The organism is Larkinella harenae (assembly GCF_054780515.1).
This window is the reverse complement of sequence record NZ_BAAGWE010000002.1, coordinates 140668-161742: the sequence shown is the minus strand read 5'-3', so window position 1 is coordinate 161742 and position 21075 is coordinate 140668. Positions and strand designations below refer to the sequence as shown.

17 protein-coding genes are annotated in these 21075 nt (G+C 48.6%); 11 read left to right on the top strand and 6 right to left on the bottom strand.

Features of this window, described 5'->3' with window-relative positions; all coding sequences use genetic code 11:
- Positions 1 to 125: 125 nt before the first annotated feature.
- Positions 126 to 545: a hypothetical protein gene (locus ACYVH9_RS12030; RefSeq protein WP_460636601.1), complete on the top strand. Its 420-nt coding sequence runs from the start codon at positions 126 to 128 to the stop codon at positions 543 to 545.
- Between the two features lie 15 nt (positions 546 to 560).
- Here ACYVH9_RS12030 and ACYVH9_RS12025 read toward each other — a convergent pair whose 3' ends face one another.
- Both ACYVH9_RS12025 and ACYVH9_RS12020 read right to left on the bottom strand, forming a co-directional pair.
- Positions 561 to 2387 (bottom strand): DNA polymerase III subunit gamma/tau, encoded by a 1827-nt coding sequence (locus ACYVH9_RS12025; protein ID WP_460636600.1) that lies wholly within the window; start codon positions 2385 to 2387, stop codon positions 561 to 563.
- A gap of 75 nt (positions 2388 to 2462) precedes the next feature.
- On the bottom strand, positions 2463 to 3059 hold the full coding sequence (locus ACYVH9_RS12020; RefSeq protein ID WP_460636599.1) for a DUF6962 family protein: 597 nt from the start codon (positions 3057 to 3059) through the stop codon (positions 2463 to 2465).
- A gap of 201 nt (positions 3060 to 3260) precedes the next feature.
- On the opposite strand from ACYVH9_RS12020, the gene sucD reads away from it, so the two are divergent.
- The 8 genes from sucD (at position 3261) to porN (ending at position 12439) form a co-directional block, all read left to right on the top strand.
- Complete coding sequence (gene sucD / locus ACYVH9_RS12015; RefSeq protein ID WP_460636598.1) at positions 3261 to 4139, top strand: succinate--CoA ligase subunit alpha; 879 nt, start codon at positions 3261 to 3263, stop codon at positions 4137 to 4139.
- A gap of 106 nt (positions 4140 to 4245) precedes the next feature.
- Positions 4246 to 5382 (top strand): DUF4271 domain-containing protein, encoded by a 1137-nt coding sequence (locus ACYVH9_RS12010; protein WP_460636597.1) that lies wholly within the window; start codon positions 4246 to 4248, stop codon positions 5380 to 5382.
- A 39-nt stretch (positions 5383 to 5421) separates the two neighbouring features.
- Positions 5422 to 6207, top strand: coding sequence for a uroporphyrinogen-III synthase (locus ACYVH9_RS12005; RefSeq protein ID WP_460636596.1), 786 nt, complete (start codon positions 5422 to 5424; stop codon positions 6205 to 6207).
- A gap of 259 nt (positions 6208 to 6466) precedes the next feature.
- Positions 6467 to 7435 carry a PorP/SprF family type IX secretion system membrane protein gene (locus tag ACYVH9_RS12000; RefSeq protein ID WP_460636595.1) on the top strand — a complete coding sequence of 323 codons (969 nt, stop codon included), beginning with the start codon at positions 6467 to 6469 and terminating at the stop codon, positions 7433 to 7435.
- Positions 7436 to 7700: 265 nt separating this feature from the next.
- Complete coding sequence (gene porK, locus ACYVH9_RS11995) at positions 7701 to 8780, top strand: T9SS ring complex lipoprotein PorK/GldK (RefSeq protein ID WP_460636594.1); 1080 nt, start codon at positions 7701 to 7703, stop codon at positions 8778 to 8780.
- Between the two features lie 80 nt (positions 8781 to 8860).
- A complete protein-coding gene (gene porL, locus ACYVH9_RS11990; RefSeq protein ID WP_460636593.1) occupies positions 8861 to 9682 on the top strand; it encodes a type IX secretion system motor protein PorL/GldL in 822 nt (273 codons plus the stop codon).
- 38 nt (positions 9683 to 9720) lie between these two features.
- A complete protein-coding gene (gene porM, locus ACYVH9_RS11985) occupies positions 9721 to 11316 on the top strand; it encodes a type IX secretion system motor protein PorM/GldM (protein ID WP_460636592.1) in 1596 nt (531 codons plus the stop codon).
- Between the two features lie 61 nt (positions 11317 to 11377).
- Positions 11378 to 12439: a type IX secretion system ring subunit PorN/GldN gene (porN, locus tag ACYVH9_RS11980; RefSeq protein ID WP_460636591.1), complete on the top strand. Its 1062-nt coding sequence runs from the start codon at positions 11378 to 11380 to the stop codon at positions 12437 to 12439.
- A 64-nt stretch (positions 12440 to 12503) separates the two neighbouring features.
- Here the strand turns inward: porN and uvrC are convergent, their stop codons facing one another.
- From uvrC to porW, 4 genes are all read right to left on the bottom strand, one after another.
- Positions 12504 to 14312 (bottom strand): excinuclease ABC subunit UvrC, encoded by a 1809-nt coding sequence (uvrC, locus tag ACYVH9_RS11975; RefSeq protein ID WP_460636590.1) that lies wholly within the window; start codon positions 14310 to 14312, stop codon positions 12504 to 12506.
- A 103-nt stretch (positions 14313 to 14415) separates the two neighbouring features.
- Complete coding sequence (locus tag ACYVH9_RS11970) at positions 14416 to 15537, bottom strand: glycerate kinase (protein WP_460636589.1); 1122 nt, start codon at positions 15535 to 15537, stop codon at positions 14416 to 14418.
- A gap of 101 nt (positions 15538 to 15638) precedes the next feature.
- On the bottom strand, positions 15639 to 17993 hold the full coding sequence (locus ACYVH9_RS11965; protein WP_460636588.1) for a penicillin-binding protein 1A: 2355 nt from the start codon (positions 17991 to 17993) through the stop codon (positions 15639 to 15641).
- A gap of 76 nt (positions 17994 to 18069) precedes the next feature.
- Positions 18070 to 20235 carry a type IX secretion system periplasmic lipoprotein PorW/SprE gene (gene porW / locus ACYVH9_RS11960; protein ID WP_460636587.1) on the bottom strand — a complete coding sequence of 722 codons (2166 nt, stop codon included), beginning with the start codon at positions 20233 to 20235 and terminating at the stop codon, positions 18070 to 18072.
- 209 nt (positions 20236 to 20444) lie between these two features.
- On the opposite strand from porW, the gene ACYVH9_RS11955 reads away from it, so the two are divergent.
- Positions 20445 to 20699 carry an AtpZ/AtpI family protein gene (locus ACYVH9_RS11955; protein WP_460636586.1) on the top strand — a complete coding sequence of 85 codons (255 nt, stop codon included), beginning with the start codon at positions 20445 to 20447 and terminating at the stop codon, positions 20697 to 20699.
- Position 20700: 1 nt separating this feature from the next.
- Complete coding sequence (locus tag ACYVH9_RS11950) at positions 20701 to 21063, top strand: hypothetical protein (RefSeq protein ID WP_460636585.1); 363 nt, start codon at positions 20701 to 20703, stop codon at positions 21061 to 21063.
- Positions 21064 to 21075: the final 12 nt, after the last annotated feature.

Here is a 21075-nt window from a genome sequence, read left to right as displayed (position 1 = left end):
TGATGGTCAATGGTATTTTGTTAAGTCGTCATTGGTCACGGTACTAAATTGATAAACCACGATGAAACCCACCGATGAGCAGGACAATTCTGGGAGTCAATTATCAATTTAAACCTGTTAACGTCATGAAAGCACGAATTTTGCTCGTTTTAGTGGCAAGCGCCCTGTTTCAATTTTCCTGCAAGGATAATAAGAACGATCCACAACCCGGTCAGGATCCCATCATCGGGTCCTGGTATTTAAAGACGCTTCAGTCTGGTGGACAGGTTGCCGATGTTTCTGAGCAGGCTTGCTACAAAGACACCCGATTTGTGGTGGATGAAAAGAATCTTACTTTAACGGTTTCTTCGCCCCGGCAACAAGGATCGACGACCTGCCAAACGGAATCACAAACGGCGCAATGGGAACAGAGTCAGGGGAAATATTATATGGTCGCCAACGGACAACGGCAAGACGCTGGTATTCAGTTGACGGACAATAATCAGAAACTTCAAATGGTTGTGACGGCCAACGGGTCTCCGGTTACGCTGGTCTTCGGTAGATAGGTTGACAGTCCCAACTTAGTAATCTACATCCAGCCCCAGGGTCCGTTTCAGGTCCAGCAGGGCTGGATTTTTTTCGGCCAGGTAATTGAATTTATCCTGAGGGGTATAAATCATCCGGCGGCTTTCCTGGATCGCGACGGAGTGCATCAGCTGAATCTGGCTGTTTTGTAACTCTATCCGCAAATAGGTGAGCAGAGCCTGGCGCAGATCGTTGAGCATATCGACCTGCAGGGAGTTGTCGAGCGAAATATGAATTGTGGTTCCGTCGAGGGTAATCTCCCGGTTGAGCATCACTTGCTCCGTTTGAGAACCTCCCTGCTGATCGCGCAGCCGCGTGAACGTATTCCAGGCCGCTTTCAGTTGCTCAAAGACGAATGGCTGATCTACCTTAGGCATTACCGGTGCGTCCACAACCGCGGTTTCCACGGTGGCGACTGCTACCGGGCGGCTCATGGAAGCCAGATTGGCTGTTGTCCGCAATTTACTGCTGACCGGTTTTGGAATTTCGGCAATGGTGGCCGGTCGTTCAGGGACGGGTTTTACCGTTCCGTTGGATTTAACCGTATGCCCGTTGGTAGGTATGGGGTCAGTTACAGCGTTTTCGTCGGCGACTACGGGTGGGCTATCGGCTGAGCTGTCCTTTTTTTTTTCAACCCGGTCGGCGGGCGCAGTCAAAACGGTTTTGGGTGTAGTGTCGCCAGCAGGAGCGGACAGAGCCGACACATCAAGTACATTCGGTAGATGCGCCAGTTTCATTAGACTGACCTCGATGTGCAACCGCTGGTTTTTAGCGGATTTGTAAGTCATATCGCACTGCGCACCGATGCTCAATGCCGATAGCAAGAAGCTCATGGGGGCTTCGGCAGCTTGCTGCAAGTATTTCTGCTGAATGCTTTCGGTAACCTGGAGTAACGCAATGGTGGCGGCATCCTTACAAACCAGCAGGTTCCGAAAATGCTCGCTTAGGCCAACAATAAACTGGTGTCCATCAAAGCCTTTTCGCAGAATTTCGTCAAACAGGAGCAGGCTTTGCGGCAGGTTGGCCGCCAGCAACAGATCGGTCAGCCGGAAATAATAGTCGTAATCAAGAATATGCAGATTTTCCAGCACCTCCTTGTAGCGCAGGACCCGATCTTCCGAGAAGGTAACATTCAGGTCAAACATTGAGAGGGCATCCCGCAAACCGCCGTCGGCTTTCTGAGCAATCAACTCCAGAGCCTCGTATTCCGTCTGGATATTTTCCTTTTGGGCAATGCTGGCCAGATGATCGGAGATATCGCGTGGCAGAATCCGGTTGAAATCGAATAATTGACAGCGCGACAGAATCGTCGGCAGAATTTTGTGTTTTTCGGTGGTTGCCAGAATAAAAATGGCGTACGATGGCGGCTCTTCCAGTGTCTTCAGGAACGCGTTAAAAGCGGCCTGCGACAGCATGTGAACCTCGTCAATGATGTAGATTTTATACTTGCCCGATTGGGGTGGGTACCGCACCTGGTCGATGAGGTTCCGGATGTCTTCTACGGAGTTATTGGAGGCAGCATCCAGTTCGTGGATGTTGAACGACGCATTCTGATTGAAGCTGACGCAGGAATCGCAATGATCGCACGGTTCGACAGCGTCGGCGGATTTGACCTGACCGATATTCTGGCAGTTGATGGTTTTTGCCAAAATCCGGGCACATGTTGTTTTTCCAACCCCGCGTGGCCCGCAGAAAAGGAAAGCCTGCGCCAGGTGATTGGTTAGAATGGCATTCTTAAGCGTAGTCGTAATATGTGTCTGTCCAACGACGGTATCGAAGGTTGCCGGACGGTATTTCCGGGCCGAGACAACGAAATTATCCATGTCGGCAAGTTAGCCAAAAAAACGGTCCGCCGTTGCGCTTGGCGCCTGCTCGATTAAAATTAAAATCCGGCCTGGTCAGGTCTGCTGGCGGAGTCCCTGCGCCGATTTTCCGAAGCAAAGTAATGATAATGAGAGCGTATAGTGATAAAAGTCAACGGGATGCATGGGTAAATTCTGCAACTGCGCGACACGGGTAGCGAGGGCCAGAATCATAACGGCCAACACAATCCAGGAGGCCCGGGTATCCCGGCGGATGACACCCAGAAAAGCAATCAGCAGGACGACGATCATGCCCATCGGCGGCACAACAGCCTGAAAGGCGCCAATGACCGGATTGAGCAATAAAACAAGAAATAGCCCCAGTCCGAGGGCGATGGTAATGATAAAACTATTTCTCGGAATACGCTGCTTTAAAACAATGCCCCACACCCCAACAATCACACAAACAACCCCCAGACTACCGGCCAGCGTCACCAGCGAACGATGGAAAGGAACCATGCCTGAAACCCCCGCAAACACCACGATTCCGACCAGGGCCGTTATCGAAATCGTTATTAAAAAAAGCCCCCACAACAACCGATTATACCAACTTAGACCTTGAAAATACCGCCAGAAAACCCATATGCCTGTAAATGCCAATACGGCCTCCGATACCATATTTGATACGTTCATGCTGGAAGTAACAATTTTTCGGGGAAAAAGCCAAAGAGTGTGAAAAGCGATGCGTAAAGAAGGAAGCGCTGGAAGTGCGTTAGCCAACGCTTAATTCTTAACTCTTCATTCTTCACTTTGTTCTTTAGCCATTTCCCTCTACTTTTGCGCCGGTTCCAAGGGCTTAAACCTTCACACTAATAGCATAGCTTTCCATTCATCATGAGCGTATTAGTTAACAAGAATTCCAAAGTTATCGTACAGGGCTTTACGGGCTCTGAAGGGTCATTTCATGCTCAGCAGATGATCGAGTATGGCACAAACGTCGTTGGTGGTGTTACACCGGGCAAAGGCGGCCAAACCCATCTTGATCGGCCAGTATTCAACACCGTGAAGGAGGCTGTTGAAAAGGCCGGAGCCGATGTCTCGATTATCTTTGTCCCACCGGCTTTTGCCGCTGATGCCATCATGGAAGCTGCCGACGCCGGTATCAAAGTGATCATCTGTATTACGGAAGGAATTCCGACCAAAGATATGATGGTGGCAAAAGCGTATCTGCACGACAAAGATGTTCGACTGATCGGACCCAACTGCCCGGGCGTTATGACGTCGGAAGAATGTAAAGTAGGAATTATGCCGGGCTTTATCTTCAAAAAAGGCACGATTGGTATTGTTTCCAAATCCGGTACGCTGACGTACGAAGCCGTTGATCAGCTTTCAAAAGTGGGCCTGGGTCAAACCACCGCTATTGGTATTGGTGGAGATCCCATCATCGGTACAACGACGAAAGAAGCGGTTGAGTTGCTGATGAACGATCCGGAAACCGAAGGTATCGTGATGATCGGTGAAATTGGTGGTGGCATGGAAGCCGAAGCCGCTCGCTGGATCAAAGCCGATGGCAATAAAAAACCCGTTGTGGGTTTCATCGCCGGACAAACAGCGCCGAAAGGCCGTCGGATGGGGCATGCCGGAGCCATCATTGGTGGGGCTGACGATACGGCTGCCGCCAAAATGCGGATTATGTCCGAATGCGGGATTCACGTCGTTGAATCACCAGCCCTGATTGGTGAGACAATGCTGAAAGCACTGGGGAAAAATTAAGTAGTTGAGCGTTAAGAATTAAGAGTCAAAGGGCATTCCCTAAAGCATCGTCCTGACTCTTAATTCTTAACTCATAATTTTAGGGTTTGTGCGGATTTGTTTGATTGTGTTCACGCTTTTGCTGTGGGCCCAGAGCAGTAGGGCGCAGGGAGTCGGACCGAATCAACAGTTTTTTCCTGTTCACGACTTCCGGAATGATTGGTTGGTCTACGACCAGACCTATAAGTCCTATGTGCCTTTTATCGACGAACAGCACGCCTTGGTTAATGCTGTCAGTTTTTTCCTCGATATTGAAAGCAACCGCCGGTACAGCCTGCTGATTTCGACCCAGCAGGATGGCTATTTGTTCATTGATGCCGCGCTCAAACGCAACCTGCATGCCCGTGAGTGGCTGGTGCTGAATCTGGATAGTTTATACCGAGCCTACCGCAAGCCCGAACTGTTCCTGACTTTTCACGGGAGCCCGGGGGTCGATGACAAGCAGGTGTTTATTGGCCATCTGAAAACCGCAGCGCAGAAAAATAGTGTTGTTGCTGATACCCGACTAAGTATTCTACCCCGGCGCCTGTCGGTTTATCCGGATTTCTTTACGCTTTGTTTGTTGTTCATTGTCGCGGTCAATGCGTATTTGTTTAATTTCCACCACCGCGCTTTTCTCCGGTTTTTCAATTTAGCCGATTTGCTCTCGATGACAGTGCGGGACGAATTGTTTCTGGTTAATCGGCCATTGGGCCGTACCAACCTTCTTTTTTTGCTGAACCTGAGTTTTATTACTGCTTATTTATACCTGATTATTCAGCATAAAAATATCGATATCTTTTTGTCGAGAGCATTGTTGTTACGGGGGCAGAGCTTGCTGGATTTAACGCTTACTTTCTTTGAACTGAGTGGTCTTTCGTTTCTGCTTCTGTTAGCGAAGTATGTTTTTATTTTAATGATCGGCGGTTTATATCGTTTGGAAGAGGTAGTTAATTTGCACTTCTTCAAGGCGATGCAATCCTCTCTGTTTTTCTTCACCGCAGGTGCAATCTGCGTAGCGACCGTTGCCGCCAATACGCCATCAACCGCAACTTGGCCCAGTATGTGGCTGATAGTCCCGTTTGTAGGGTTCTATGTCATCCGCCTGGCGCTGCTATATGTTGTAATTGCAAACAAAGCCGTTGTCAAAAATCTCTATTTATTTTCGTACCTTTGCATCGTTGAACTGATACCACTAACTATTGGAGTGCGGTTTGCACTGTAATCATTGGGAAAGCCTTAAAACAAAAACGAGAGGTATTCGATGAGTGAGATTTCTGCTAAGTACGATCAGGAAAGGCTGACGAAAGTTGCTAGCATCCTTGTAACGCAAGCCCGACCTGTCGATAACAATTCTCCTTATTTTGAGATTGCAGGTAAATACAATCTGCAGATTGATTTTCGGCCCTTTATTCAGATAGAGGGCGTCTCCTACAAAGACTTTAGAAAGCAGAAAATCAACATTCTGGACCATACGGCTATTATTTTTACCAGCCGTAATGCGGTCGATCACTTCTTCCGGATTTGCCAGGAAGCGCGGCTGGAAATGCCGGCAGACATGAAGTATTTCTGCGTGACAGAACAGACGGCCAACTACCTGCAGAAGTACATTGTGATCCGGAAACGGAAAATTTTCACGGGAAATAAAACCGCGGCTGACCTGTTCGATCTGATTCGGAAGCACAAGAACGAGAAATTTTTGTTTCCGTGCTCCAACATCCGGGGCAACGACATTCCGGACTTTATGGATACCAGCGGGTTGCACCTGACTGAAGCCATCATGTACGAAACCGTACCGGCCGATTTATCCGATTTGGATATCAACTCTTTTGATATCATCGCTTTTTTCAGCCCGTCGGGGGTCAATGCCCTGTTGCATAACTTTCCGGACTTCAAACAGAACGGAATTCGGATGGCGGCTTTCGGCCCCACAACCGCCCGGGCCGTTACCGAAGCTGGGTTTATTCTGGATATTGAAGCCCCCTTGCCGAATGCACCGTCTATGGCGGGGGCGCTGGAACTATATATGAAAAAGGCGAATAACAACTAATTACGCGGAATTAGCCTGAACCTGCGGATGCGCAGATTGAATGAAGAAAGACGCTGATTGAGCTTAATCAGGGTTATCATTCGATCCGCGCATTCGTACTTCTAAACTGTAGTTTTTTATACCAATATTTTTGTAAATTCTCCGTTTAATAGGTAACATGCCGCCTGATGCGTAATGCAATACTGAACAGATGCTGTAACTTTTAGTTTATCTTTCGGTAGGTTCTCTGATATTATTTTGGTGATCGTTCTGAGATTATATGAATCGTAAGTTCTACGTTATCCTGCTGATAGTGGCCTGTATGCTGACGACTCCGTTTGCAAAAGCACAAAATCAGGATCCACAGTTCAGCTCGTACATGTTTAATCCGGTCTACTACAACCCGGCAGCAGTCGGTTCAGAAGGAGTAGCCCGGTTTCAGTTGGTTCACCGTACGCAGTATACGGGTTATCAGAGCAATTTTGATGAGGGAGGAGCGTTTAATACGCAGCTGTTTTCATTTAATATGCCCTTAAGCAAATTCCGGAGCGGGATTGGACTATATGCGTTAAATGAGTCTGTTGGGCCGCAGGGTTTTCAGAAAATTCAGTTGGCTTACGCATTCCGGTTGGCGTTAAAAAACGGTACGCTTTCGATTGGGGCCGAAGGCGGTTTACATAACTATTCTGTTAATTACGATTGGTTTCGTCCCAATGATCCTGGAGATCCGCTGATTCAGAATGGGCGGGTTAATCAGATGCAACCGGATTTTGGTGCCGGACTCTATTACAACACGGATACCTATTATGTTGGGGCCAGCATGAAACATTTGACGCAACCCGATTTCAGATTAGGTTCCGATGTCAATGTGAACGCACTGTATCGGACGGCTTATCTGACGGCGGGCTACCGGTATGCATGGAACGAGTTGATTGATTTCATGCCATCAGCGATCTATAAATTCAACACGAGTGGAGCCTATTCGTCGTTGGAACTCAATTTGATGGCCATGTATGACAAACGGCACTGGGTAGGGCTCGGTTATCGGCAAGGCGACGCCATTTCTGCCAATGCGGGCGTTAGTTTGTTGCGGAACAATGCATTGCGGTTTGGCTACTTTTTTGATTTCATTGTGGGCAATCGGGGTGCCAAAAGTCCCACTTCCCACGAAATACTGTTATCCTATTCACTTCCCGAACCTCGTTCGGGCCGTAAACCCATCATTCGAACTCCCCGCTTCCGCTATTGATAAAACCGCTACGAATAACAACTATCATCTCATTATCTCTTCTTACTGCTGATATTGGCGTAATTATTGTTAGGCTGTTTGAAGCCAAAAGAATAATTTTGAAAATTTAGTAGGGTGGATGATATAATTGATCGTATGTTCGTTTGCACTATTTCAGAATAATAAATGCATTTAATCAATTCAAATGTACGTATACAATAAATTGCTTTATTTTCGTTCTAAGACTGGTTTGCACGCGAAACAGGTTTTAACGTATCATACAACTATGAGTAATAAGTGGTTTACCGGCAACGCAGCCCGAGGGGTGATGGTGGTAGCAACGGTTCTGCTGATGCAGGGTTGCGGGTTTATCAAATCCAAATTTGGCGGGGGCAAAGGAAAAGGCGAAGATGTAGGAGTCGTTAACGGAGAGGTTACCGCTGGCGGTCGGAAAGGTTGGAAACAAACCACACCGTATGGGATGGTTTTGGTTCCGTCCGGGTCCTTCATGATGGGACAAGCCGACGAGGATTTGGCTGCTAGTCAGTCCAATATGAACCGGCGGGTAACGATCAGTTCATTCTACATGGATGATACTGAAATTACGAACAATGAATACCGGCAGTTTGTCAATGCTTTGCTGACTGACTCCGTTTCGGTATTGGGTGAAGAAGAAATCATGACCAAGTATTACCCGGATACAACGGTTTGGAAAAACGACTTTACGTACCACAATGGAGACCCAATGCTGGAATATTATTTCTCGCATCCGGCCTTTGATACGTATCCGGTAGTAGGGGTGAGCTGGAACGCTGCGCAGTACTTCTGCAACTGGCGGACCAATTTATACAACGATTACCGTACGAAAGAAGGACAATTTGTTTCGCCCCGTTTCCGGTTACCTTCCGAAGCAGAATGGGAGTGGGCGGCTCGCGGTGGACACAACTCGGCCAAATATCCGTGGGGAGGTCCTTATGTGGCTAACGGTAAAGGGTGTTATTTAGCCAACTTCAAACCCCAGCGGGGTAATTTTGATGCGGATGGTTATCCGTATACGGCACCGGCTAACGCTTACAATCCCAACGATTACGGTCTATACAACATGGCCGGTAACGTGGCCGAATGGACGCGGGATGCGTATGCCGAAAACTCGTCGGCAATCGTTTGGGATATGAACCCCGATAATCAGAATGCTGATGAGCCACGGAAAGTAGTTCGGGGTGGTTCCTGGAAGGATATTGCTTATTACCTGGAGACGGGAACCCGGTATTACGAAGATGAGAATAACAAACGTTCTTACATTGGATTCCGGTGTGTGATGGACAATCTTCAGGGAAGAACCTCGTCTCGCGGAGGCCGCCGTTAAACTGATTGGATTTATCCAACCTGCTCAAGTTGTAAACTCTTAAGTATACTATAAAGACTAATTATCCCTTTTCTAATATCATGGCTAAAAGTAACGGTTCCAGTGTTTTTTTCGACAAGATTCTTCCGACGATATATAGTGCCGGAGCGGCTGTTGTAGTCCTCGGAGCTCTGGGTAAAATCCAACATTATGATTGGGGTGGCCCGATGCTGACAATTGGTTTATCGGTTGAGGCTGCCATCTTTGCTCTTTTTGCATTACAAACATTCTTCCAGCCAACCCAAACCGAACCGGATTGGTCGCGGGTATATCCGGAGCTGGCAGATGACTACAAAGGTGAGCTGCCGAAGCGTGGCCCCGTTTTACAAAGCAATGGCTTGACGGCTAACATGGATAAAATGCTGGCCGACGCGAAAGTAACGCCGGATGTTTTTGAAAAACTCGGCACGGGTCTGCGGAGCTTCACTGACACCGTTGGTAAAATGCGGGATGTATCCGACGCTACCATTGCCACGAGCGAATATGCGCAGAACGTCCGTCAGGCATCCAGTTCTATTAATGAAATGAACAAATCGTACGGTGTGGCCGTCACATCCATGAATGCGATGGCCGATGCTACGCAGGATGCAAAAGAATACCGCACACAATTCCAGAAAATTACGCAGAGCATGGGTGCTTTGAATGCCGTTTACGAACTGGAGTTGCAGGATACCAACAAGCACCTGAAAGCCATGAATGCTTTCTATAGCAACTTAACGAGTGCTATGGAAAATATGTCAGAAGCCAGCCGCGATACACAGCAATTCAAAAATGAGTTGTCGAAATTGACCAACAACCTGTCGTCGTTGAACAACGTTTATGGCAGTATGTTGACGGCAATGCGGGGTAATGGCGCAAAATAAACTCTAACTCTACTTTATAGCTACACTACCATACACAAATGGCAGGAGGAAAAGAAACACCCCGGCAGAAGATGATCGGGATGATGTATCTGGTATTGACCGCTATGCTGGCCTTACAGGTTAGCTCGGCGTTACTGGAAAAATTTATTCTGCTGAACCGAAGCCTTGAAACATCAACAGGTTCAGCCGATCGAATTAATCAGTCTACTTTAGATAATATCAAAGCCACCGTTGAAAAGTCGGGTAACCGGGCTACTGATTTAGCAATTGTAAAACAGGCGCAGGAAGTTCGCGAGCTTACCTCAAAAATCAACAATGAGCTGAGTGCGTTGAAGGAGCAAATCATTAATGAAGCGGGCGGTGGCCTTGATGAAGAAGGAAACATCAAAACGCCAAATGAAGAGACGAAGGTTGGCGCTATTATGGTGGGGAACAATAAGAATGGTAAAGCATATGAGTTGCAAACCAAACTGAACCAATATACCCAACAGCTTCAAAAGTACAACCCCAATGCGCGGTTCATTCCGCTGGCAGTTGATGCCAAGGATGATCCGATTGCCAGCCGCTCCAAAGAGCAGCGCAATAAGGATTTTGCCGAACTGAACTTTGAACAGACGCCGGTTCCGGCCGCGTTGGCAGTGCTAAGCCAGCGTCAGTCTGATATCCGCCGGATGGAAGGAGAGGTACTGGATTTTCTGGCTACCAAAGTAGGAGCGCAGGACATCAAATTCGATAAAATTCTGGCCATGGTCAGCATGGAATCGAAAGTTGTCGTAGCCGGTACCAAATTCAAAGGACAAATGTTCCTGGCAGCTTCGTCTTCGGGGATCACCCCCCGGATGAGCCTGAATGGTGGCGCTGTTCGGGTTGAGAATGGGGTTGGTCAAATTGAGTTTACGGCTCAGGGCGGTACGTACGACCAGAATGGTTTGGCGAAACGTGCTTTGACGGGATCAATTAGCTACCAGGCTCCCGATGGGATGAAAACGGTTAACTTCAATCAGGAGTACTTTGTAGCCAAACCATCTTATGAGATTGAAACCGCTACCCTGCCTCCGCTCTACTTGGGCTGTGCCAACAAGCTGAGTATCCAGAGTCCGCAATTAGGCGCTCTGTGGAACCCAACGTTTACAGCCAACGGAGCCGCGGTTTTGACTAGTAATGAGCGTGGAAAAATTACAATCATCCCTAATTCGAGACAGGTTAGCCTGAACGTTAACAATGGCGGTAACTTGCTGGGAACGAACCAGTTCAAGGTAAATACGGTGCCGCGCCCCACACTCAAAGTATTTGCGGGTGGTGCAGAGGTGGATGACCGACGCGGTATGGCGGTATCGGCAGTACGCTCCATTCAGGTACGGGCTATCCCCGACGAGAGCTTTAAAAACTTCATGCCGGATGATGCCAACTTCCGGGTAAAAGGATTTACGGTTCGTCTGGCACAGGGAAGCCGCCCGGTTGGTCCGCCAGTGACGCTGGGACCAAACGGAGGATCGGTTGGTTCTCTGGCCTCTGAAGCTCAACCTGGAATGCGGTACAGCATTGAAGTGGAAGGCGTAGAACGGCGTAACTTCCGGGGTGAAGTAAGTGATGTGCCAGTGACGCAAAAGTATTATACAATTAATTTGTACTAAAAGGTACGATACTCACAATCAATTCGTTATTGTGAAGAATACAAGCAAAAAGCACAAGGTCATGAAACAGGCGGGAAGTGTAGCAGTAGCTGCGGTATTGGCAGTAATGGCAGGAGGGGTGGCACAAGCGCAGGAAAGGGATAACACCAAAACCAATCCCTTATCAGTGCGGGAAATCAACGAAAACGACATCATGATGAAAAAGACATTATGGCGTCGCGTTGATTTGAACGAAAAGCAAAATCAAGCCATGTTTTCCAAAAACAATCAGATTACAAAGTATCTGATTGATGCCGTGAAAGCGGGCGTCCTGGTGGCCTATCCCAACGACTCGGTAAATACACCGATGCAGGTTGAAAAATTTGCTGAAAAATTGGTTGTACCGAATCAAACCGTGGCATTGACGGCCGAAGAAAAAGCGGCTGGCTTCGGTGAAGAAACAAAAACCGACGACGGCTGGGGCTCTGCTGCACCGAAGGATAAAAAAACGGCTGCCAAGCCGGCGGATGATGGCTGGGGAACTCCCTCGAAAGCGGCTAAAGCGCAACCTGCTGATGACGGCTGGGGAACACCCGCTCCAAAGAAAAAAACGACCGCGAAGAACACGAAAGGAAAAAAAGGAGCAAAACCCGCTCCAGTTGTGCCAGAACCGCCTAAAGTAGATACAACTGCGATGGCGAAAGCTGCGCCTTCTCCTTTCTCAGATAATGAGCGGCTGGCTGATGAGTACAGCGTTTTGGACATCAAAGAAGATTGGGTGTTTGACCGGAAGCGTTCACGTTTGTATTATGACATCCAAACCATTGGAATTGTGATTCCGGCGGATAAAACCCCGGATGGATTGGAGCAACCCGTGGCGTATTTTAAATACAAAGACCTGGATAAACTGTTCCGGAGCGACCCGAAGAAATTCATCTGGTATAACTCACAAAACCAGGCCCAGCATAAAAACCTGGCCGATGCGTTCGATCTGCGTTTGTTTTGGGGACGGATTTACAAGGTATCAAACCCGAAAGATCGCGATCTGATCGGTCAATACGGCAGTGAGCGTGAGGGATTGATGAAATCTTACCAAATCGAACAGCAGTTGATGGAGCAGGAACACGGTTTGTGGGAGTACTAATCCGGTGATCCTGAGCAAATCATAACTAAAAAAGGGAAGCAGACTGCTTCCCTTTTTTAGTTTACTACTGGCTAATTGCAGCAAAATATTCCTTGATTTTTTGGGCCTTGTCATTGCCCACAACAACGGCAATATCATCCGTAGGAGCTTCCCGGATTTTTTTCACTCCTTTGAAGACTTTCAATAGCTTAGCCGCCGTTTTTTTGCCGATTCCCTCAATGTTTTCCAGTTCGCTTATCAAACTGTTTCGGCTGCGCTTGTCGCGGTGATAGGTGATCGCAAACCGGTGAGCTTCATCGCGAATGCGTTGAATCAGTTTCAGCGATTCCGACTTTTTATCAATGTACAAGGGCAGGCTGTCTTCCGGAAAATAGATTTCCTCTAATCGTTTGGCAATGCCAATAATAGGAACCTGACCGTATAAATTTAATTCTTTCAAGGCTTCGCAGGCTGCACTTAACTGTCCTTTACCACCATCAATGACAATAAGGTCAGGCAAACCGGTTTGTTCATCCAATACGCGGGTATAACGTCGGGTTACCACTTCATGCATGGATGCAAAATCATTGGGACCAACAACGGTTTTGATCGAAAAATGGCGGTAATTTTTGGGCGACGGTTTTCCATCGATAAAACAAACCATTGCCGATACAGGATTGGTCCCCTGAATATTTGAGTTATCGAAACATTCGATCCGGTTTGGTACCGTTTTAAGCTGCAAATCCTGCTTAAGTCGAATCAGTACGCGGTCTTTCTTACTGGCATTACCGGTTGCTTCGGCAGCTGCGCGTTCGGCTCGTTCCCGTCTAAAATAGAGCACGTTCTTCAGCGACATGTCGAGCAGCTTCTTCTTATCACCAATTTGCGGAACGGTGATCTCCGCTTTCAGATCCGTGTCCAATGGAATATTTGTAATAATTTCCTTGGCCTCGCTGCCGTACATGGTCCTGAATTCAACGATCAGCATGGTCAACAGGTCATTGTCCGTTTCGTCCAGTTTTTTCTTAATCTCGACGGTATTTGTTTGCGTAATGGTCCCGTTGACTACCTTCATGAAGTTGATATAAGCCGCCGACTCATCAGAAGCAATCGTAAACACATCGGCGTCCAGAATTTTAGGATTTACAACCGTCGACTTACTCTGGAAGTTCTGTAAGACACCCAGCTTCTCCTTATATTGCTGCGCTTGTTCAAAGGCCAGGTCGTGGGCCGATTCCAACATCCGTTCTTTAAAATAGTGTTGAGCAGGAGCAACGTTTCCTTTCAAAATGGAGTGAACCTGATCAATATCTTTCAGGTACTCTTCTTCCTTCACCAATCCTTCGCAAGGGCCTTTGCAATTACCAATGTGGTATTCCAGGCAGACCTTAAACTTCTTCGCTTCAATGTTCTCCGGCGACAGGTTAAGGTTACAGGTACGAATAGTAAACAACTGGCTAAACATTTCCAGCAGCGTATACATCGGCCTGAGTTGCGCGTAGGGGCCGTAAAATGTACCCATTTTCCGGTCGATACGGCGGGTTGTCAGAACGCGCGGAAAATGCTCATTGGTCACACAGATAAAAGGGTAGGTTTTGTCGTCGCGGAGAAGGATGTTGTAGCGGGGCTGAAACCGTTTGATTAACTGGTTTTCCAGTAGTAACGCATCAAATTCCGTGTGAACAATGGTGAATTCAATCTTACGAATTTGGCTCACCAGCCGCTGGGTTTTGCGGTCGTGCTGATTGGATTTGACGAAATAACTACTGACCCGATTTTTCAAATCCTTCGCCTTGCCCACGTAAATTACTTCTCCTGTAGCGTCGAAGTAGCGGTAAACGCCCGGTTCGTGCGGAACCTTCGCTAATTCTTTTTTATAGTCAAACTCAGCCATTCGTATTTGTCGATCTGTTTACTGCGTGTAAGCAATGACCTTCTTTGGCCTGCAACTTTTAACCGCCAAAAATGACCACAGGGTAAAAGAGTTATATACTCAATTAGCGTTCTATTAACACTCGAAGAACATTAAAAGTTGTCTGGCTGACCGCTTTATAAGCCAATGCGAGCGCATCGTTAAGCGATAGGGGACGGGTCAAGACTGAAAAGGCGGCCGTCAGGCCCAGCGTGTCGATGTCAGCAGGTTCGGCCTCCAGCGTACCACAGAGTGCAATAACGGGAATTTGCGCTATACGTGCCTGCTGGGCTATTCCGTGAATTAGTTTGCCCTGGAGTGTCTGATTATCGATTTTCCCTTCGCCGGTCAAAACCAGGTCGGCATCAGTAAGCTGTTCGACAAAACGGGTTTGCTCCATAACTACTTTGACGCCTTCTTTCAGAGTCGCCTTCAGAAAAAACAGAGCACCTGCTCCCATACCTCCTGCGGCCCCCGCTCCCGGAATCGTTGCCAGATCAACCCCAAACTGGTCCAAAATCAACTTGGCCAGGTGTTGTAAGCCGTGATCGAGTAGTTTAATGTCTTCAGCCGAAGCCCCTTTCTGGGGGCCATAAATGACAGCGGCTCCGTTGGGTCCAAACAGCGGATTTGTTACGTCGCAAGCCACGTCAACCGTTGGCATAGGCGATGAGGCAGGAGGAATGATCCGGCTAATTTGGGAAAGGTTGCCACCGCAAGCTTGCAGATAGTTTCCCTGCTCGTCCAGAAATTGCCAGCCCAGTGCAGCCGCCATACCCGTTCCGGCGTCGTTAGTCGCGCTGCCACCAATTCCGAGTACAATGTGGGAGACACCACGCCGGACAGCGTCAAGGAGCAGCTGGCCCGTCCCGAATGTGTTTGCTGTCAGTGGGTTGTATTCGTGGCTGCGTAATAACCGTAAGCCAGAAGCTTGTGACATTTCAATGAAGGCTGTTTTGGAATCAGCCGAAATCCCGTAAGATGCTTCAACGGAGCGCCCGAGCGGATCAAGAACCGGAACCGTGAGCCATTGCCCGCCAGTAGCCAGCGTCAGAACTTCGGCAGTGCCTTCACCACCATCGGCCATGGGCAGCGCGACGATTTCGGCCGCTGGGAGAACCAGCTGAATGCCTTCCGTCATGGCTTCACAAACCTGACGGGCGGTTAGTGAACCTTTAAACTTATCGGGTGCCAGCAGAATTTTCATTCAACAGACGTGCGGGATAGGAATGAGGTAAAAGACTAAAGTAACAAATACCAGGCGTAATAGGACTTACTGCTTTTTTCTCAAATCTTTTCCCGACCTTCTTAATTCAGAATTTCCTCCTCTTCCGACTCGACCACCTTGGGCGGAATATAACGCTGGCTGGAATCAATGGCGTAGCCACCACAATCCAGCGACAGATTGAAACCGTCAGGTTTCCGGAATGGTACTCTAGGGTAAGAGCGTTTGAGCGTTGGTTCGGCGTACACTTTCTGCATGTACATGCCCCAGGCTGGCATGGCCACCCGGGCACCTTGCCCCAACGCCATATCGCGGAAGTGAATACTCCGGTCGTCGCCCCCAACCCATAAGCCCGAAACCAGATTTTGGGTCATACCCATGAACCAGCCATCCGAATAGCTGGACGTTGTTCCGGTTTTAGCCGCAATCTCGTTGCCACCTTCCAGCAGTTTGTACTGCGTCCGGAGCCGTTGCGACGTTCCATCGGGGTCTTCTACTGCTCCGCGCATCAGGTACAGCATCTGGTAAGCAGTATTGGCATTAATGACCAGTTTGTTCTCCGCAAAGAAGCTGGTCAGCAGATTACCATTTTTGTCTTCGATGCGCAAAACCGTCAGTGGTTTTACGCGGTAACCCGCATTGGCAAACGTACAGTAAGCCGCCACCATTTCGTAAACAGAAACGTCGCTGGTACCCAGACAGAGGGTCGGATTTTCGGCCAGCTTGCTTTCAATGCCCAGTTTGTGCGCGTATTCGGCTACGGATGCGGATTTGGCCTGTTTAATCAGGTAAGCGCTGACAGAATTGACGGAACGGCCCAACGCTTGCCGGAGGGATAATTGCTGGTAGCTCCATTTTCCATTGGAATTATGAGGTACCCAGGGAGTAGGGCCATTATTATCTTCTTTGGGTTCAAACCGAATTGGCTGATCGGTAACCCGGTCGCAGGGCGTCAGGAAATTTTTGTCGATCGCCGTCAGATAAACGAACGGTTTGAAGGTAGAACCGGGCTGGCGTTTGGCCTGCTTGACGTGATCGAATTTGAAATACTTAAAATTGATTCCACCCACCCAGGCTTTCACATGGCCGTTTCGAGGGTCCATCGACATGAAACCGACGTTCAAAAACCGTTTGTAATACTTGATCGAATCGAGTGGGCTCATTACGGTATCCTTCTCATTCCGGCGGCCTCCATACACAAAAACCTTCATTTTAACGGGTTTGCGCATTTCCGTCCAAATGGCTTTTTCGTCGTCACCGTACTCTTTTTTCAGCGCAATATACCGCGGGGTACGCCGGGCAACCTGCTCAATGTAACCCGCTAGTTCGCGCCATTTGCCAGCTTTATCCTTGTAAGTCCAGGGATTGCGTCCTCGCCAGTGTTCATAAAACTTACGCTGCTGCTCGCGCATGTGCTCATAAACCGCTTCTTCAGCGGCTTTCTGGAGCCGGGAATCAATGGTCGTATAAATGCGCAATCCGCTGGTGTAGAGGTCCAGCTCATTGTCCGGATTAGCCTCATTGTATTCGTCCAGCCACTTCTGAATGTCATCTTTGATGACCGATCGGAAGTAGGCCGCCCGACCGGTATTCTGGTTTTCGATGTTGAAATCCAGTTTGATAGGTTTCTGCTTATACTGTGCATACTGATCGGGGGTCAGAAAACCGTATTTCCGCATTTGCGACAGCACCACGTTCCGGCGTACCATCGAGCGATCTTCATACAGCCGCGGATTGAACCGGGAGGGATTTTGCAGCATTCCCACCAGCAAAGCCGCTTCTTCTACATTCAGTTGCCAGGGTTCTTTATTAAAATAGGTTTTGGCAGCAGTTTTTATCCCAAACGTGTTATTCCCGAACGAAACCGTGTTCAGGTACATCATCAGAATTTCCTGTTTGGTATAATTGCGCTCAAGCCGTACGGACAGAATCCACTCTTTGGTTTTGTCAATGAGCACGCGCACGTACGGAATACTGCCCAACACGCCCCGAAACTTTTCGGTCCGGGTTTCAAAGAGGTTTTTGGCCACCTGCTGCGTCAGCGTACTGCCCCCGCCCGAGCTGCTCCGCCCGGTCAACACCCCACTGATAGCTCGGAAAATACTGCGGGCGTCGATTCCGGAGTGCTTCACAAATCGGGCATCTTCGGTGGCCAGCAAGGCTGAAATGACGTTAGGCGAAACCTGAGAAATTTCAATCGGGGTACGGTTTTCGAGATAGTATTTGCTAAGCAGCACCCCGTCTTCCGTATAAATTTCGGAGGCCAGGTAGCTTTGTGGATTTTCGAGGGCTTTCAGACTAGGCATGCCACCGAATAGCCATAAGAAGTTGAAGCTAACGGCAACGATATACAGAATCAGCAGGAAAATACCAGCCAGAGAAAATTTCCAGAGTCTTGCAATCAGGCGTCGATACAAACCCGGTTGGAACTCAAACATACGCGAGTCGGGGATTAAACTTGATACTAATTACGCTTCTGCGTTTTGTCAAAAGTACACAATTTCGCCTAAAACGCTACTTCCGTTTGGCGGTGGGTTGTTCGGCTGCAACCTGCATCTCCCGGACCTTCGGAAGTAAGGAACTGGAAGGATAATCGCGAATAAATTCGATCAATGCCTGGCGGTAGGGATCAATGCCCCGGACTTTGCCAATCAGCATGACCCGTAATACGGCCAGCTTGTCTTCAATTAGGCTACCGCTTAGTGCACTCATCGCGGCCTCGGCCCGGCTCAGGGCTTCGCTCAGGTTGTTGGCTTTATACAGTTCGTAAATTTGGGTGTAAATGCGCTGCGCTTCGGTCTCTCCGGTGGCTGTGTGGGCGGTGTTCGTACCGGTTTTCCCGACCTGGCGAGCGTAAGACGAGGTTGGAAATTCAGCCAGCAATTTTTCTTTCCAGCTGGACGTTTGATTCAACTGATCGTTTGAAAACATCAGCAGGTAGTAAACTTCTGGCTTGTACGCAGTGTTGGGATAACGGTTGAGCAACGTTTCGAAAGTCGGAATGGCCTTAGCCGGTTGATCAAATTGAAATTTATAGAGCTTCCCCACGCGGTAATAGGCCGTTTCCAGTCGTTGGTTGGATTGCGCCAACGCTTCCGGCGTAAGCGGAATGGTGGCATAAAGCGCATCTTTCCGGGTCTTTCGTTCCGAAGCCGTCAGCGTAGTCGGTGAAGCGGGCGCGTTGTCGGGTCCGCTGCCAATCGTAGACGGACCGGTTCCGGGAGCAGGTTCAACCAGGCTGGTTTGTGCGGTCGATTCCTTCTGACTTCGGCGCCAGTTGTCCTCCAACTGACGGTTTCCCCACTTCTGCGTAAACTCGGCCCGGCCCTGAGTGATGGAAATCGGGTTGTACAATACCCAGCGCTGATCGGCCGGAATATCCGAAGAAGTGGCCGGTCGCTTGGCGGCTTCGGCGGCAATGGCCTGTGCCTTCACCAGTAATTCCTGCTCCTCCCTGAGTTTGCGATTAATCGCGTCGTCGAGTTGTTGGTCGAGGGCAGCCGGATTGAGTTTTGCCAGTTTTTGCAGGCTGTCTTCCTTGACGATCGTTTGTTGGTTTTCCACAAACTCATCCAGAACGGCTTTCCGATCGGTCAGCGCCTTATAATCGGCCGACTGTTGTGGTAACAAAGCCAGCGCGCTATCGTAATAGGCTTTGGCCGTCGGAAAATCATGAATCTTGTCGAAATACAATTTTCCCATTTCCATATAGGTATACGGAATTTGGGAGGTATTCGTCGTGGTTTCTTTGATGGATTTTTTCCAGTACTCGATGGCTTTTGGATACCGGTTATTGCGGGCTTCCAGCAATCCCATCGTGTAGTAAATTTTATCCCTCAGGTCGTTGTTTTTCCGGTCGTTCAGCATCCGGCCAAACCGATCGTTGCTGGTTCGCCCACCCTGAATGGAATAAATCGTTGCGTAGAAAGACTGCTCATAGTTCGGTCGGTTTCGCTGCACCTGGCTGAAGTGGGCCAGAGCCTGCTCCGGTTTCCCGATCAGATCATACAGCTGACCGGCAATTAAATGCAACCGGGCAGTTGTTTCACCTTTTTTGAGGAAAGGAAAGGTGGCATCCAGCAGGGCAGCCGCTACAGCGTACTCCTGTCTTTTCTGGTGCAGATAGGCTTTGGTTAAGTAATAATCCCGGGTATTGGTTTTATTCAGCGGCTGGGCGCGCAGGAATTCAGCCACGCTCAGACCGTTTGCGTAATCGCCTACTTCAATGTACGTGCGCATGAGACCGATGAGGGCTTCATGCCGTTCGTTTTCGCCTTCGCCTTTCGTATTAACGTACTTAAATACCTCCATAGCGTTGCCGTAATCCTGGCGGTATAAGCGGGCCGTACCAAGCAGAATATAGCTATTATCCAGCCATTTGCTATTCTGATGGCGTTCTGCTACCAGCGAGGCTTTCTTGATAGCATCGTCCAGTTGAGCTTTGACAGGTTCTAGTTTGGTGGAGTCAAGCGGCAACAGAATGGGCAGCGGATGGTTATAATTTTCCTGAAACGTTTTCAGCCGATACCGCTCAACTTCCCGAAGGCGGTCGCGGGCGATGACGTAGGCATTGTAGCGAGCGTTGAGGTTATGATAGGCGACGGGTAGTTTTTTCGTACTGTATTGCGAACAACCACTCACACCAATGACCAGAATGGCCCATAACAGGCAAAACTGCACACCGTTCGCAACAGGAAGAGGGAAAAAATATCGGTTATGAAACCCGCCTTGCATGGAAAATTGTAAGATTCTTGGTAACCGGTGGAAGGCTTTCTACCTTCGTGGCATTAACCGTAATAGTAACGTTGTCTGCGTAAAAACCGTATCGAAAAACGTGCCACTTAAACAAAAATACGAAATTACTGACATTAACCCAGAAGACTGATCGCATGGAAACCGATAAAACCAACCCTGACGACCCGGAAAAACCGTTGCAAAAGGTGACACGCCGGACAAATTCGTTCGTTCAGTACTCTTCCATCGGGTTCCAGATGCTGGCAACTATCGGGCTGGGCGTGTGGGGTGGAATCAAACTGGATGAGTGGCAGGGCAACCAAAAACCCATCTGGACGCTGGTGCTGTCGCTGTTCGCCATCGGGTCATCGTTGTACCTATTTATTCGTAGTTTACCCAAACAACCCTGATATGCTTCCTAGTCTTGGGTTCACCGCCCTGCTTGCAATTGTATTATTTATAGCCGAATTCTACGGAGCCGTCAGCTGGTTGCATCCGTACTGGAAGTTCATGCTGATTTTTTTTCTGAGCATCTCCTTTTTGATTCACCGGTTAATGGATCTTGGTTTTCAGAATAATCGCGAGAAATTCGTGCCATTTTACATGGCGACCATCGTGGCCCGGCTGATTCTGGCGCTGGTATTTGTTGGCGTCTTTTTGTGGCGCGGAGTCGACAACGTAAAACTATTCATTCTGGACTTTCTTGCATTATATATATTTTATACAACCTTTGAAATCTACATTTTGAGTCGTAACTTGCGACGCGGTTTGTGATACATACCATTT